The sequence below is a fragment of the Rhizobium sp. BK251 genome, from assembly GCF_004345245.1.
Classification (GTDB): Bacteria; Pseudomonadota; Alphaproteobacteria; order Rhizobiales; family Rhizobiaceae; genus Rhizobium.
Genome location: NZ_SLUQ01000015.1, coordinates 58,517 through 72,171, shown reverse-complemented (window position 1 = coordinate 72,171; position 13,655 = coordinate 58,517). Strand labels below are relative to the sequence as shown.

The 13,655-nt window shown below is 58.7% G+C and carries 15 protein-coding genes; 6 read left to right on the top strand and 9 right to left on the bottom strand.

The annotated features are described in order from the left end of the window. Nucleotides 1-197 precede the first annotated feature (197 nt). Entirely contained in the window at nucleotides 198-836 is a 639-nt protein-coding gene (locus tag EV286_RS29410) for an alpha/beta family hydrolase (RefSeq protein WP_132960854.1), read from the top strand. A gap of 35 nt (nucleotides 837-871) precedes the next feature. Here EV286_RS29410 and EV286_RS29405 read toward each other — a convergent pair whose 3' ends face one another. Genes EV286_RS29405 through bioB form a run of 5 tightly spaced genes read right to left on the bottom strand, consistent with a single transcriptional unit; the run spans nucleotide 872 to nucleotide 5,906 of the window. Beyond that, on the bottom strand, nucleotides 872-1,858 hold the full coding sequence (locus EV286_RS29405) for a beta-ketoacyl-ACP synthase III (RefSeq protein WP_132960800.1): 987 nt from the start codon (nucleotides 1,856-1,858) through the stop codon (nucleotides 872-874). Beyond that, complete coding sequence (locus EV286_RS29400; RefSeq protein WP_132960799.1) at nucleotides 1,855-3,135, bottom strand: adenosylmethionine--8-amino-7-oxononanoate transaminase; 1,281 nt, start codon at nucleotides 3,133-3,135, stop codon at nucleotides 1,855-1,857. Before EV286_RS29400 ends, EV286_RS29405 begins: the two co-directional genes overlap by 4 nt. Beyond that, entirely contained in the window at nucleotides 3,132-3,773 is a 642-nt protein-coding gene (gene bioD / locus EV286_RS29395) for a dethiobiotin synthase (protein ID WP_132960798.1), read from the bottom strand. The genes EV286_RS29400 and bioD overlap by 4 nt, the downstream gene beginning before the upstream one ends. Beyond that, complete coding sequence (locus tag EV286_RS29390) at nucleotides 3,770-4,915, bottom strand: 8-amino-7-oxononanoate synthase (protein ID WP_132960797.1); 1,146 nt, start codon at nucleotides 4,913-4,915, stop codon at nucleotides 3,770-3,772. Before EV286_RS29390 ends, bioD begins: the two co-directional genes overlap by 4 nt. Beyond that, nucleotides 4,905-5,906, bottom strand: coding sequence for a biotin synthase BioB (bioB, locus tag EV286_RS29385; RefSeq protein WP_132960796.1), 1,002 nt, complete (start codon nucleotides 5,904-5,906; stop codon nucleotides 4,905-4,907). Before bioB ends, EV286_RS29390 begins: the two co-directional genes overlap by 11 nt. Nucleotides 5,907-6,053: 147 nt before the next feature. On the opposite strand from bioB, the gene EV286_RS29380 reads away from it, so the two are divergent. After that, nucleotides 6,054-6,713: a GntR family transcriptional regulator gene (locus EV286_RS29380; protein WP_132960795.1), complete on the top strand. Its 660-nt coding sequence runs from the start codon at nucleotides 6,054-6,056 to the stop codon at nucleotides 6,711-6,713. A gap of 254 nt (nucleotides 6,714-6,967) precedes the next feature. Next, complete coding sequence (locus EV286_RS29375) at nucleotides 6,968-7,945, top strand: hypothetical protein (RefSeq protein WP_132960794.1); 978 nt, start codon at nucleotides 6,968-6,970, stop codon at nucleotides 7,943-7,945. 281 nt (nucleotides 7,946-8,226) lie between these two features. On the opposite strand, the gene EV286_RS29370 is transcribed toward EV286_RS29375, so the two are convergent. Beyond that, nucleotides 8,227-8,442 carry a hypothetical protein gene (locus tag EV286_RS29370; RefSeq protein WP_132960793.1) on the bottom strand — a complete coding sequence of 72 codons (216 nt, stop codon included), beginning with the start codon at nucleotides 8,440-8,442 and terminating at the stop codon, nucleotides 8,227-8,229. A 465-nt stretch (nucleotides 8,443-8,907) separates the two neighbouring features. Here EV286_RS29370 and EV286_RS29365 point away from each other — a divergent pair, with 465 nt between their 5' ends. Then, nucleotides 8,908-10,089 carry an AraC family transcriptional regulator gene (locus tag EV286_RS29365; RefSeq protein WP_132960792.1) on the top strand — a complete coding sequence of 394 codons (1,182 nt, stop codon included), beginning with the start codon at nucleotides 8,908-8,910 and terminating at the stop codon, nucleotides 10,087-10,089. A gap of 197 nt (nucleotides 10,090-10,286) precedes the next feature. Here the strand turns inward: EV286_RS29365 and EV286_RS32615 are convergent, their stop codons facing one another. After that, nucleotides 10,287-10,613, bottom strand: coding sequence for an alkyl sulfatase C-terminal domain-containing protein (locus EV286_RS32615; RefSeq protein WP_245500873.1), 327 nt, complete (start codon nucleotides 10,611-10,613; stop codon nucleotides 10,287-10,289). A gap of 75 nt (nucleotides 10,614-10,688) precedes the next feature. On the opposite strand from EV286_RS32615, the gene EV286_RS32610 reads away from it, so the two are divergent. After that, the gene (locus tag EV286_RS32610) at nucleotides 10,689-10,844 is read left to right on the top strand and encodes a hypothetical protein (protein ID WP_245500872.1); all 156 of its coding nucleotides are present in this window, start codon (nucleotides 10,689-10,691) and stop codon (nucleotides 10,842-10,844) included. Between the two features lie 613 nt (nucleotides 10,845-11,457). Here EV286_RS32610 and EV286_RS29350 read toward each other — a convergent pair. After that, nucleotides 11,458-12,366: a DMT family transporter gene (locus tag EV286_RS29350; protein ID WP_132960789.1), complete on the bottom strand. Its 909-nt coding sequence runs from the start codon at nucleotides 12,364-12,366 to the stop codon at nucleotides 11,458-11,460. Between the two features lie 16 nt (nucleotides 12,367-12,382). Here EV286_RS29350 and EV286_RS32910 point away from each other — a divergent pair, with 16 nt between their 5' ends. Beyond that, the gene (locus tag EV286_RS32910; RefSeq protein ID WP_348633593.1) at nucleotides 12,383-12,676 is read left to right on the top strand and encodes an AraC family transcriptional regulator; all 294 of its coding nucleotides are present in this window, start codon (nucleotides 12,383-12,385) and stop codon (nucleotides 12,674-12,676) included. A gap of 45 nt (nucleotides 12,677-12,721) precedes the next feature. Here the strand turns inward: EV286_RS32910 and EV286_RS29340 are convergent, their stop codons facing one another. Next, complete coding sequence (locus EV286_RS29340; RefSeq protein ID WP_132960788.1) at nucleotides 12,722-13,636, bottom strand: LysR family transcriptional regulator; 915 nt, start codon at nucleotides 13,634-13,636, stop codon at nucleotides 12,722-12,724. Between the last annotated feature and the right edge of the window lie 19 nt (nucleotides 13,637-13,655).

The window sequence follows — 13,655 nt, the reverse complement described above, 5'->3', positions numbered from 1 at the left end:
CATCGATCCGTCCGCATGCGACACCACACACGATCGCAGCCAAAGCATCACTCCGACGATCGGCCAGGACTTCATCGTGGCGCCAAGGCGACGCCATTGAAGGGATATGAACCGAGGACCTGCTCTGTCTGTACCGATCAGTGAGGATTGGAAGATGGCGATTGACAGAACCGGACCGCTTGCCGAACCCTGCGCATATGACCCAAAGTGACTTTCTGATCTCTGGTCCTTCGGACTCCAGCACTACGATCTTGCTTGCTCATGGCGCAGGCGCACCGATGGACTCCGCCACAATGACAGCCGTCAGCGAAGCCCTTGCGGACAACGGTATCAAGGTGGCGCGATTTGAGTTTGAATACATGGCTCAGCGCCGTCGCAGCGGGAAGGTCAAGCCACCTCCCCGCGCCGAACAATTGTTGGGCGAGTATCGGGATGCTGTCGAGAGATTGAACGCCGGCCGCCTTGTAATTGGAGGAAAGTCGATGGGCGGCCGCGTTGCTAGTATGGTCGCGGACGAACTCTACCGCGCCGGTAAGGTCAAAGGCTTGATATGCCTTGGTTATCCGTTTCACCCTATAGGAAAACCAGATCAGCTCAGAACGGCGCATCTTGAGAGGCTCCAAACGCCAACTCTCATATTTCAGGGAACCCGCGACCCCTTTGGAACCCCCGAAGAGGTCGCGACCTATCAACTGTCGAAGTCTATCGACATCCACTGGCTCGAGGATGGCGACCACGATCTGAAACCAAGGAAGAAGATCTCGGGATTTTCAACGCAAGATCATCTCCGAAGCCTCGCACAACGTCTATCGGCTTGGTTGCTGGAGTTGCCATAGGCTTCGAACGTTCTGGTCGGGGCTCAATCGCGTTTCTACACCACTCCAAATACGACTGCTCCGCCAATCATGCCTGCGCCGGCCGCTGCGAGCAGTAACCGTTCACCAAGGACGAAGGGGCGCTGCTTGTTGGCAATCGATAGAGACAGAGGGATGGTAGCTGCCGACGAGTTGCCGAATTCCCCAACTGTTCGCACCGCTATCGCGGACGAAAGACCAAGCCGATCACAAGCGGCATCAATAATGCGGGAATTGGCCTGATGTGGAATGAACCGGTTTATGTCGCGTGGCTCAAGTCCAGCTTGTCCCATGGCCTTTAACGAGGATTGCGTCATCATGCGAATAGCCTGGCTAAATACAGCTCTCCCATCCCGCATAGTCATCCGAAGGTCACTTGGATCGGTACAGTCATCAAAAGGACGCGCACTGCCGCCAGATGGAATCTGTATGAGATTGTAGCTCTCTCCGTCCTGCATCAGTTCGACGCCGAGGATGCCGCCCTGCGGATCCATCGACGGCACGAGCAGGACCGCGCCGGCCGCGTCCGCAAAGACCGCCGCCGTCCCCCGCTCCTCCATGTTGATGCGACGGCTCAGTATGTTGGCAGCAACGACAAGCACCGGCTTACCCTGTGCCCTGACAAAACCGTCGGCCAGCACGAGCGCGTACAGAAAACCGGAACAGGCACCGGCAAGGTCGATCGCTCCGGAGGCCGACAAGCCGAGACGAAGTGCAAGCAGCGGGGCCGTTGGCGGCAAAAGGTGATCAGGTGTCGATGTTGCAAGAAGGGTCAGCGCAACGGCGCTGCGATCCACGCCGGCTTTCTCAAGTGCCATCGCGCCCGCATTCGCCGCGAGGTCCGTTAGCGTCTGATCCGGCCACGCCCAGCGCCGTGACGTGATGCCGGTGCGTCTTTCGATCCAGCCCGGATCGAGGCCAAGGCGCATTTCGATTTCCGGGTTCTCGACGCACCGCTCAGGGACGTAGTGCCCGAAGCCTGCAATCCGGCTCGAGATCGTCATCGTGCCGCCTTCTCGATAAACCCTGCTGCTTCCTCGATGGCGCCATAGGCTCGATCGAGATCGCCCACTGTCACACAGTATGGAGGCATCAGATAAATGACGTTCCCGAGCGGGCGAATGAGGACATCCCTTTGACGAAAGAAAGTGCGGAGAAGCGGGCCGACCTCAGAGAGGTAACCTGTTGTCTCGACAGCAAGATCAAGCGCAGCGATCGTGCCCTGCTGACGGACATTGACAAAGCGTCGATCAGACCGAAACCGTGCCAGCCTGTCATGGTGCATTCCCGCGATCGCCTGAATGCGTTCTTCTACCGGCTCCTCTCGCCACACTTCCAGATTCGCCAAGGCCGCAGCACAGGCGATGGGATTGGCGGTGTACGAACTGGAATGAAAGAATGTGCGGCTGCGGTCCTCAGACAGATGCGCATCAAATATCTCCGCCGTGCACAAGGTTGCAGCAAGAGGCAATGCGCCGCCGGTAATCCCCTTGGAAAGGCACAGTATGTCGGGAGTGATCCCGGATTGCGCGCATGCCAGGAGGGTTCCTGTCCGCCCCCAGCCCGTCATCACCTCGTCGGCGATCATGAGCGTGCCGTAACGCTCGGTAATTCGCCTGAATTCCGTTAACAGACGAGGCGAATACATCTTCATGCCTCCGGCACCGAGAACCAGCGGCTCGATCAGTAGGGCCGCGACGTTGCCGCCGCGGCAGAAGCGCTCCAGGGCATCGAGAGTCTGCTGCTCGCGGTCTGGTGCTGGGAAAGGGATGGTATCAACGTCGAATAGCAGCGGCGTGTAGGCCGCATTGAAGACGCCACGCTCCCCGGCAGACATGGTGCCGATCGTATCCCCGTGATAGCCGTGCTCCATGACGACGACCCGCGAGCGTAGCGCTCGCCTGTTGTGAAAGAACCCGAGGGCCATTTTTATGGCGACCTCCACGGCAGTTGACCCGCTGTCGGAATAAAACACATGGGCCAAGCCTGACGGGGCCAGGCGGATCAGGCCGCGCGCCAATTCCTCAGCCGGCTCGTGCGTGTATTCGGCAAAAATGATCTGGTCGAAGCGCTCCAGCGCGAGCCGGATCGCCGCCATGATGACTGGGTGGCGGTGCCCGTGGGTGATGACCCACCAGGAGGATATCGCATCAAGGACAGAGCGGCCGTCCTCGTCGATCAGGTGGGCCCCTTCCGTCCCGACGATCTGCTTGAAAACAGGTTCGAGTTTATGCTGGCAGAATGGATGCCAGACCGGTGATGTGCGTGGAGAGCCGGTCATGCCGCAGCGACCTCCTGAAAGACCGAGATATCGAAGTGGTCATCGAAAGCGCTGTGTAGTGTGCCCGGCGTCAGCATCTCGAGGAAAGGCAGGCGGCCGAGAATTGGGACGCCGCTCAGTTCCGAGATAATTCTCTGCGTGTCGGACCGCTCGTCACCAATGAAAACAATGCCGAAAATGGGGACTTGCCGTTTGCTCATCGCCTCTATTGACAGCAAGGTGTGGTTGATGGTGCCGAGCCCGGTCCGTGCACAAAGAATTGTCGGTTGGCGCCAACGTGCGAACACGTCGATGAAGGTGGTTTGTCGGGTCAATGGGACAAGCAAACCACCTGCGCCCTCGATGACCAAAGGCCGTTCGCTGTCCGGTAGCACAAGCGCATCTGGATCGATTGCAACGCCATCGATTTCCGCCGAAAGATGTGGCGAAACCGGTGTCTGGAAGCGCCAGGCTTCCGGCAGGATCCGGTCAGGCGAAAGCGAGCCAAGTCTCCTGACCGCTTCACTGTCCATCTCGTCCTCGATGCCTGATTGGATGGGCTTCCAGTAGCAACCATCCAGAGCATTGGTCAGCGCTGCCGAAAAGACGGTCTTGCCAATCCCGGTATCGGTCCCGGTGATGACGAAGCGCTTGCTCATGCCGCCTCCTCCTCAATCACCTTGGCAAGCTCAGCCATCATCCGTGCGATCGTCGGCTTGTCGACGTTCAGAGTGATCGTAATGCGAAGCCTTGCCGTTCCAACAGGAACGGTTGGGGGCCGAATAGCCCTGATGTCATAGCCCTTCAACTGCATGCGAGCCGCGACGCGCATGGTCCGGCCGTTGTCGCCAATGATGACCGGCAAGATTTGCGTGCCGCTTCCCGGCATGCCGAAACGCTCGGAGAATTGTGCGTTTGCAAAGGCGATGAGGTCATGAAGTCTGACCCGCCTTTCCGGCTCTTTCGCAAGAGTGGCCAGAGCATGGCGTACGCAGGCTGCCTGCAAGGGCGAAGGCGCCGTCGAATAGATGAAGGGGCCGGCTCTGTTGACGAGAAAGTCGCAGACCACGCGATTGCCGCCCACAAAGGCACCGGCGGCGCCGAGCGCCTTGCCACAGGTATGAAGAACGATGACGTTGTCGCGGCCTTCGAGCTCGGCGGAATAGCCGATCCCATCGATGCCATGCACGCCTGTCGCGTGTGCTTCGTCGATGAAGAGAAAGCCATCGTGACGATCGGCTATTTCCGCCAAGTCGGGCAAGGCGCTGCGGTCGCCATCCATCGAGTACAGGCTCTCGACGACAATCCAGGGCAAGCCCATGCCGCCTGTCGCACGCCAGGAGCGGATTGCGCCATCGATCGCGCTCGCATCGTTATGCGGCACTGAAATGACCTCGGCTCGACCAGCCTTCATCCCCTCGTGCGCGCTTGCGTGCACGAGGCAGTCGTGGACGATAAGGTCGCCGCGCTGCGGCAGGTTCGAGAGAACGGCCAGATTTGCGGTGTACCCGCTGCCGAAATAAAGCATTCGCTCGCATCGAAAGAATGCGGCAGCCTCCTCCTCAAGGGCTTCGTGCTCCGCATGATTGCCGCGAAGCAGACGCGACCCGCCTGCGCCCACCGGCACTCCGCGTTCGATTGCGGCGATCAACGCCGCACCCATAGCGGGCGATGCGGCAAGCCCCAGATAGTCGTTCGACGTGAAGTCGATGCCAGCGTCGTGCCTCAGAGAACGCAGACGACCCTTTTGGCGAAGTTGTTCCAGCTTCGAAGCGTAGCGGGCAAGCCGATCAGAGTTCACCCGACTTCTCCACAGTGATGGGCGTGATGCCGAGCCGGCCGAGGAGGCTCGAATCGCGATCCTGGCCAGGATTGGTCGCCGTCAGCAGTGTGTCGCCGATGAAGATCGAGTTGGCGCCGGCGAAGAGGCAGAGCGCCTGCATCTCATCACTCATTGCCGTACGGCCAGCAGTCAGACGCACGGACGAGCTCGGCATCATAAGGCGTGCAAGCGCGATAATGCGAATGAACGCGATTGGATCGACGGGAGATGCGTTTGCCAGCCTGGAGCCCGGCATGGGGATCAGCAGATTGATCGGCACGCTCTCGGGCGGTGTCTCCAAATTCGCCAGGGTGACGAGCATGTCGATACGATCGTCCACTGTCTCGCCCATACCCAGTATTCCACCGCTACAGACCTTGATGCCTGCCTCGCGGACACGGGCCAGCGTCTCCAGGCGATCCCCGAAGCTATGCGAGGTGATGATTTCGGGGTAGAAACTCTCCGAGGTATCGATGTTGTGGTTGTAGTAGTCGAGCCCGGCGTTTGCGAAGGTCTCAGCCTGCTCCGGCGAAAGCATTCCGAGCGTCATGCAGGTCTCAAGCCCGAGCGACTTTACGGCCTTTACCATTGCGACGATCGCGGCCTCATCGCGAGGCTTCGGGCTGCGCCAGGCCGCACCCATGCAGTAACGAGTGGCCCCGTTCTCCATTGCCTTCCGCGCCTCCGAGACCACATCCTGGAGCTTCATCAGCTTGGAGGCTGTTACGCCGGAAGCATGGTGGGCGGATTGGCTGCAATAGCCGCAGTCCTCTGGACAGCCACCGGTCTTGATGTTGAGCAGCTTGCTGAGTTGGACACGGTTGGCGTCGAAGTTGGTCCGGTGCACGGTGTGTGACTGGTACAGCAGGTCGTTGAACGGCAGGTCGTACAGCTCTCGCGCCGAACTGAGCGTCCAAAGATCTCCACCGCCTGCGCGTTCCGCGACCGCCGCTGCCACAGTTTTCAACATGCCGTTCTCCTACACCAGCGCTCGAGGTCAGCATGGAAGAGCTTACTTGAGTTATAGATAATCTATGATTATGCTGCCCTATCAATAGGCTAGAGCGCAGATCTGGTGCGATCAATCATTATTATCATAGATTATCTATAGGATGTCATGGCTGAAACAGTTGCAGAGCGAATTGCACGTATCATTGGGGAGAGGATCGTTGCCGGAGAACTCGCTGCGGGAACCCCGCTCAGGCAAGATCACATCGCCGAGGAATTCGATGCCAGCCACGTGCCGGCCCGGGAAGCTTTCCAGCTTCTTCGCGCCCGGGGGCTTCTCGTCAACGAGCCACGTCGCGGCATGCGAGTTGCACCATTGGACCAGGCCTCAATTCGCGAAACGGTCGAAATTCGCGCCGCGCTCGAGACATTGGCATTGCGGTTAGCAGCTTCCAGAATGAATGCGGCCGCGTTCGAGAGGATAGAACTGGCCCTCGCAGCCGGAGACCAGGCAACGACAATCGTGGAATGGGAACAGGCGAACCGTACCTTCCACAGGGAGTTGGTAAGTCCTTGCCGGATGCCTCGACTGCTGAGCATGCTCGATGACCTCCAACTCGTAAACTCGCGCATCATATTCTCGGCGACGCGTTCGGCCGGTTGGCGACCGGGCTCGAGCCATGCCCATCGGCAGATCGTGGACGCCCTAAAGAAGCGTGATACCCATAGTGCGGTGTCCCTGCTCGATGCACATATCCGCGGCCTCGAACGCACGACGAATGATGTCAGAGCGCCCGGTTCTCCGTCAAAGACAATCCCACAAGTTTAATCGACAGGAGTCTTGCGGATGTCGGTTGGCGTTATCTTCGTTCAAGCTGCACGGCCAGGGACCCTGTTGCATCTTCCTGTGAAGGCGATAGATTCACGTCGCATTGACCGGACATCCGTTCCGCTAGCAGAACAATGACATGCCGACAGTCACGGCGCACCGGCGTCTAAGCTAAATCGCGCTGCTTACCAGATTATTGAAGTTGTACTGACCTGCACACACCGGAGGCTGTCCTTTAGGAAGGAGGTACGATTATGCCTGTACCATCGGTGAGTATCGCCCTTGCCATCGCTTTCCTTCTTAATGCGGCGATCTCGTCTTTACCCGCCCGCGCGAGCGAGATTGAGACGGCTATTCAAGGTGCTGCAATCGTGCTGCCGCCCACGGCAGAAGAAGCGCTCCAGGAATGGGTACAGGGGACCGATCCCAACCAGCCCGTGCTCAAACAGCCGACAGAAGTCGTATCAATTCTCAACGCCTTGTCATCCTGCGATGTCGTCCTGGACGGCTGGGATAAGAAGGCCTTCCTGCAAGAATGGGCAGCCGCCGAAGATGATCTGGCTCAGCGGCTCGCCAGGCTCGTCAACGACGGCAGATCGTTGAAAGGTGGCCCGCTGATTTCACAAGGGCTCGCGGCGGATATGATTGCCGACGACAAGGGCTATCCTACGCTTCCGCCCAAGTTGCTGGGGATTCTGGAAGAGTTCGAGGACGCCAGGGAAGATGTGTCATTGACCATAACTGAGGGAACGGACGGACTGTGGGTCCGCGATCCTTCGGTTACTCAAGAAGCGGTCCCGTCTGGCGACCAGATTGGCATCGCGGCGGAGCGGTTCATAAGGATATCCCTGCCCCGGCTCTACGAGCGGCTGTTGACGACCCCTTCAAGGTGCTATTCGCTCGACCTCCTGCCGCAGGTCCACTCGCTCATCAAATCTGCCTCCGACACGAAAACGCTCGTTGCGAAAATTTTCGAGAAGGATGATCTGGTGGAAATTGAATGCGGCAAAGTCGGCACCTATTCGCGGTTCAGAATACCGATCGACACACTCGGCGATCAAGTCCGGGAAGCATTGAAGACCGGGCCATCGCCCTTTGGTCCGGCAGGACTGTACTTCAGCCGGGATTGGTTTTTTACGAACGCGGCATGGCAGATGTATGCGCGGGAGCGCGGAGACTATTACAACAACCTATCGCCAGACGTCGCTGACTACACCTGTGGGAAGCCATAGAAAGGGAATGGGCCCATCTCCTTGGCAAGCTGCTCACTCAAGGGGCTAGTGCATAGTGCGGGTCGCGCCTCACAATGGCGATAGTGTGCCTTGCCAGGGAACGCAGAGACCGCCGGCGTCCCCCATCGAGAAGCAACCGGCGGTCTTAGGCGGCATGACGCAATACGGCCGCCCATCTAACTGACACGGAGTAGGTCCCCAGTTACTCCGGTCAGGTTAGCCATCCTTTCCGGGCGCAGGCGCGGGTGAAATCACGCGCCGCGCTCGGTCGGCCAGCAGATTTATGCCAGCCGTGCGGCAAGCGTCATGACATAGTCATCCGCAATATCGGCCAGGGTCAAAGCGACCTCCGATTCGTGCCACCCTGCGGCGACAATCTGCCGTACGAAATCTTCAAATGCTGATGCGAGAACTTCCTCGCGCTCTACGACTCGATAGGCAGTATCGACAGGATGTCGAGGACCTATTATGTTTGCCATTGGACGCTTGTATTCCATTGATATAGCCCTACTGGTTTACTATACGTTACAGGCGGCGACTACATTTTAGTTGTACATGATCGCATCAAGATTTTTATTATCTCTGCAATGCGATACTGTTGATATATTTATGTATTTGTACGCCGATTGTCGTTAGCTAGGCGTCACGAAATTTGCCGCAGCGTCCATTTCTGCAACCAAAATCGCTCGAGCGGTGGAGGTTGATCGGCGAGCGCAACGATATCGATCACATGGAATTCTCCCGACAGGCCGACGTCGAAAGCACACACCGAGAACAGGCCGATCTTGAAGAATCGGAACGGTCCGGCGTACTCGTTTCGGGTGACACATTCTGCTAGAAGAGAGCGACCGGCCACAGCGAGCGCTGGAAGCTTCCGGTGCGGAACTTTTCCTCGATTTCCCAGTTAGTTGTGTAGAGTGATTGCTATCCTGGGCTGCAACAAGGCAATCATGGGAGGATGAATGGGGCACTCTGGGGAAAAAGGGCGATCGTTGCCTCCCGTTGTCGAAAAACATGATGAGGCGCAAAGCAGCGATAATCCGCCGCCGTCGGTTGATCGCCGCCGCTGGCCGCGGGAGCCGGAAATTCCTGTCGAGAACCTTGTTGCTGCCCCTGTCTTGGAGCCATTGGTTTTTTCTACACGTGATCTCGACCCAGCAGATCAATTTGCCGCCTGGCAGGCGTATTTGGCGCCTCTCTTGGATGTCAGACTGCCAGATGCGTCGGTCGAAGACGCGGGGTTTCCCGCGGATCACACTGCCTGGAATCTCGGCGACATGCTGGTAGTTCAACAATGTACACCTGCCCACAGCTACACACGATCGGCCGCCAAAATCCGGTCAAATTCAATCGACCATTGGCATATCGCATTATTGCGTACCGGCCAGTCATGGACGGAAGTGGAAAGGCAGGTCGCCAAGGGCGAACCGGGGAAGGTCGAACTGAGATCTTTAGGGCATCCCTTCAGAGGCCGAACGACCCAATCACAGTCGATCTCGCTGTATTTGCCGCGCGAATTGCTTTCGGACATGTCGGCAACCAGTGAGATCAAAAACAACGTCATTTTATCTGGAACTTATACTCAGCTGCTGATCGACTACCTGGACAGTTTCGAAGTGAGACTTTCGTCTTTGGCCGCGACTGACCTTCCGCAGGTGGTGCAAACCATATGCAATATGATTCTCACCTCCGCGTTGTCATCGGCGGAATATTTCGGTCCCGTGGATCGACAGGGTGGCCTGACGCAAATGGAACGCGCAAGGCGCTACGTGCAGCGCAATCTGGGATCCATCGACCTGACGCCGGATACGCTGTGTCGGGAACTCGGCATCTCCCGCACCCGCCTCTATAACCTCTTCGAACCGAGTGGCGGGGTCCATCATTACATTCAAAAGCGCCGTCTCTTGTCCGCCCATGCGGCACTCAGCAATTCAGCCAATCACCAACAGGTCGTCGAAATCGCCCTCGCAGTTGGTTTCACTTCGGCCGCCCATTTTAGTCGGGCATTTAGCAAGGAATTTGGCTACAGCCCCCGCGAAGCGAGGAACGTGGCCGTTCCACGTTATTTTGGTCATGCTGCGTCAGCGACATTGCTGGAGCGGGCGCGCTCATTTGAAAACTGGGTCAAGGCACTTGGCCGATGAGATCACTCTTCGGTAACGTCTGGTGGTAACAGGCGATGTCTAGCAAGCAAGGTCTGGCGTTTAAACGTTGCCTGCTTGCCCTGAATCTCCACGCGGACGCTAACGGAACCGTCTTCTTCCTGGTCCGCTTCATGGTTACATTCAAAGGCGATCGATTGAGGTGTGTGGCCCCCATCGCTAGCGGGCCACACGCATCTCTATTCCGCAATCGGCTTCGTCGGCACCGCCTCGTACGGGTCAGCATGTGCGACTTGGACCGTGCGAGCCTTGCTTCCCGGCATGATCTCGAACCGCGGATCAAAGTCGACCATTGTAGACGCCAGCTTGGTGAGCACTCCGGCGTCGCCGTCAGCCTTGGCGGTTCCGTCGGCAAGCTGGGCCTCCAAGGTCTTCGCGCCCATCATCGTCTGCTCCAGGTCGGAGCGGTTGATCGTCAGAGTGAGGTCGGCCTTCGCGGCCTGGAAGCCTGCAATGTTGGTGAGGGTCGCGTTCTCCCCTCCTCCGCTATAGCGTTGAGCCCTCAAGACAATTGGTGGGCCAGTTCGAGTTCGGCGCGCGAGGCGGGACCGGGCTCGGTTGGCTTGCGAGAGACGACATCGTTGTCGCCGAGGTCGCAGCTTGAAATCATTGTTGGGGGCGAAAACGGCCTCGACAATCGTCACATTTCCCCTCAGCTTCTGGGTCACTGGCTGATGGAGGAAAATCCGAAGCAGACCGTCGACCTCGTGACTGCCTTTCTGAAATCCGGTAGCTGATCCCAGCTGTTACGGGTCACATAGTCTCGCTGGGTCGTGCTATGGCTCGGTCCGCGAGGTTGATCATCTGGCGCGGTGCGATCCGCCAATACCAGGGCGTGACCTCCAGAAACATAGTCAGCAACACTTGCGGCAGGCACTATCGCCTTCCACTGATGCGGCGCATATCCACAACGCGGCCATCGCGCTGCCGTAAGGCAATCTCGAACCTGCTGCTGCCCCTCCAGGCACGATAGACGAAAAAGCGACCACGGCAGTCGATCCGCCTGACATCCCTAAAACCGCGATTGCGCAGCAGCCTCTCGCCCTGACTACAGCTAATCCCTCTGCCTCTGTTGAGATTGGTGCCAACGTTGATGGAGATATTGGTCTGTGCGATTGCCTCGGTCGGCAGGGATATTGATGTGATGGACAGACCGGCAGCCAGCGCTAGTGACAGGAACAATGATCTAGGCAAGGCTTCCTCCCTTTGGACGGTGGACTCTGAACAGATGTTTTCGTTTCCCTGTGAATTATACAACCGTGGGATTGAGAGCGATAGCTCGGCCGCCGCGAGCGCCAACGTGTGGCGGAGCGATCTCTCGATTTCGCTCGGCGGTGATCGAGGATTCCGCTATTGCTGAGTGAGCGCGGCGCGCTTTGCGGCCTTCGCCTCTCCACGCCGTTCGAATGAGACGAGGACAAGGCTCGAGATGACAATCAGGAGAGCGCCGATGAACACATTCGTCGCGGGGATCTCGGCCCAGATCATGTAGCCATAGATGAACGCCCAGATAAGACCGGTGTACTCGACTGGAGCGAGGGCCGACGCGGGCGCATGCCGGAAGCCTTCATAGAGAAGAAACTGCCCGATGGTCGCCACCGCTCCCAGTCCGAGCATCAACGCCCACCCCTGCAGATCCGGTGTCTTCCATATCCATGGAAACGAGACGGCGCATGCCAGCCCGAACAGAAGGCCGGTCGCGTACATCTGGTTCAGCGTGCTTTCGCTTCGGCTCACGAGGCGAATGAGGATGGTGCTCCATGCCCAGCAGAAGCCCGCCACGATGCACATCGCAGCGGGAATCAGGTTCGGGGAGTGGCTGGGGTTGGCCGCCACGAGAACACCGACAAAGCCGCCGACGCAGGCAACCCAGCGTCCTGCTCCCACGGCCTCCTTCAAAACCAGAATGGACAGGAACACGGTTATGATCGGAGCAGAGAAATAGAGAGTCGTCAGCTCCGCAAGGCCCAGATACTTGGCAGCATTGTAGAACAACAGCCACGCCACCAGCATCAGCGCTGCCCGCAGCACGACGGTGCCACGGTACGGACTCTTCAGGATCGATGGGTGTCGGTAGAAGCGCAGGAGAACGCCCGTGACCACGACAATCACGAGGCTTCTCATGAAAAGTATCTCCGGTACTTCGTAGTCGGCGACAAGCCACTTCACGATGGCGTCCTGCAAGGCAAAGCAGGCATAGCCCGCAGAGGCAAGCGCGACGCCCGCCAATGGTCTGCTGTTCTGGGAACCCACGCTCATTACTGTCCTCGTTTCAATGCTATTTCCGGGATCCCATTACCCGTTTACAGACGTGACTGTCACTGCCAGTGCCGATCAATCGAGTACGCCCGGCGCGTCGTGGAACAGCACCGTCTCAGGAGCCATCGCGCTGGCAGTCGGATTTGCTTCGGCCGCCCATTTTAGTCGGGCGTTCAGCAAGGAATTTGGCTATAGCCCCCGCGAGGCGAGAAACGTGGCCGTTCCACGTTATTTCGGCCATGCCGCGCCAGCGACTTTGCTGGAGAGGGCGCGCTCGTTTGAAAGCTGGATTAAGGCACTTGGCCGGTGAGCTCACTCTGAAAACACAGCTCGCGTCGCTTCGGAGCCCGACGAGCTAGTCCCAGCGCGGCGGCGTCCCGATATGGGTCTTGAGCGCATCCGAGAACGCCCTGATCTTCGCGGACGGGACTTGGAGCGCACGCAGAAGATAAATGCCGGACGAACGGTCGTTCCACCGCTCGCCCTCGAGCGAAAGACGTACAAGATCGCCTGACTGCACCGCCATTCCCGAGACCCAGCTCGGCAGGAAAGCGACGCCCATCCCGGACGCCGCCGCACCGTTCAGCGCTTCGAAGTCATCGGATCGAAACGCAACCCGCTCGCATGCCGCCCCCGCCGGACTTCCAAAGATGTCCGACCACCCGAGCAGGTCGTTGCCATGCAGCTTGTCGAGCAGACGATGTTGGCGCAGGTCTTCGGCACTCCCCGGCGTGCCGTAGCGCTCAAGATAGAAGGCGCTCGCCACCAAGATCCGGTTGAGAGGAGCAAGCTTTGTCGCGATCAGGGAACTATCCTGCAGTTCGCCCATCCTGACGACAAGGTCGAGCCGCTCCGCGACCGGATCGGCGAGCCGTTCGGTGAGATCCAGTTCGACATGCAGGTCAGGATGGTCGCGCGCGAGCGATGCCAGAACCGGGATGACGTAGCGTTTTCCGAAGGTCGGGAAGCAGGCAATGCGCAGCGTACCGGTGACCGCGTCGTCGAAGGCGGCCACCTCCGCATGAGTGTCGGCCAGGTCGTCGAGCAGACGCTGGGCGCGATCAAAGAGGTGACGGCCGGCGTCCGTCAGTGCGAGCGCCCGCGTCGAACGGACCAGAAGTGCAACGCCTAGATCCTGCTCCAGCGCGTCGATCTGCCGGACCACGGCCGAAGGGGTGACCGCACGGCGTCGGGAAGCGGCGGAAAAGCTGCCGGTGCGAACGACGTCGACATAGACCGCGAGATGTTCGGCGAACCTTGGATCCTTCATCTTTGCCTACGACGCAAAA

Coding starts and splice junctions, on each gene's coding strand:
- EV286_RS29365 (WP_132960792.1), top strand. CDS start 8,908: ATGGGGCACTCTGGGGAAAAAGGGCGATCGTTGCCTCCCGTTGTCGAA.
- EV286_RS29405 (WP_132960800.1), bottom strand. CDS start 1,858: ATGACGATCTCGAGCCGGATTGCAGGCTTCGGGCACTACGTCCCTGAG.
- EV286_RS29410 (WP_132960854.1), top strand. CDS start 198: ATGACCCAAAGTGACTTTCTGATCTCTGGTCCTTCGGACTCCAGCACT.
- EV286_RS29370 (WP_132960793.1), bottom strand. CDS start 8,442: ATGGAATACAAGCGTCCAATGGCAAACATAATAGGTCCTCGACATCCT.
- bioD (WP_132960798.1), bottom strand. CDS start 3,773: ATGAGCAAGCGCTTCGTCATCACCGGGACCGATACCGGGATTGGCAAG.
- EV286_RS32910 (WP_348633593.1), top strand. CDS start 12,383: ATGCTATTTCCGGGATCCCATTACCCGTTTACAGACGTGACTGTCACT.
- EV286_RS29380 (WP_132960795.1), top strand. CDS start 6,054: ATGGCTGAAACAGTTGCAGAGCGAATTGCACGTATCATTGGGGAGAGG.
- EV286_RS29350 (WP_132960789.1), bottom strand. CDS start 12,366: ATGAGCGTGGGTTCCCAGAACAGCAGACCATTGGCGGGCGTCGCGCTT.
- bioB (WP_132960796.1), bottom strand. CDS start 5,906: ATGTTGAAAACTGTGGCAGCGGCGGTCGCGGAACGCGCAGGCGGTGGA.
- EV286_RS29340 (WP_132960788.1), bottom strand. CDS start 13,636: ATGAAGGATCCAAGGTTCGCCGAACATCTCGCGGTCTATGTCGACGTC.
- EV286_RS29375 (WP_132960794.1), top strand. CDS start 6,968: ATGCCTGTACCATCGGTGAGTATCGCCCTTGCCATCGCTTTCCTTCTT.
- EV286_RS29400 (WP_132960799.1), bottom strand. CDS start 3,135: ATGACCGGCTCTCCACGCACATCACCGGTCTGGCATCCATTCTGCCAG.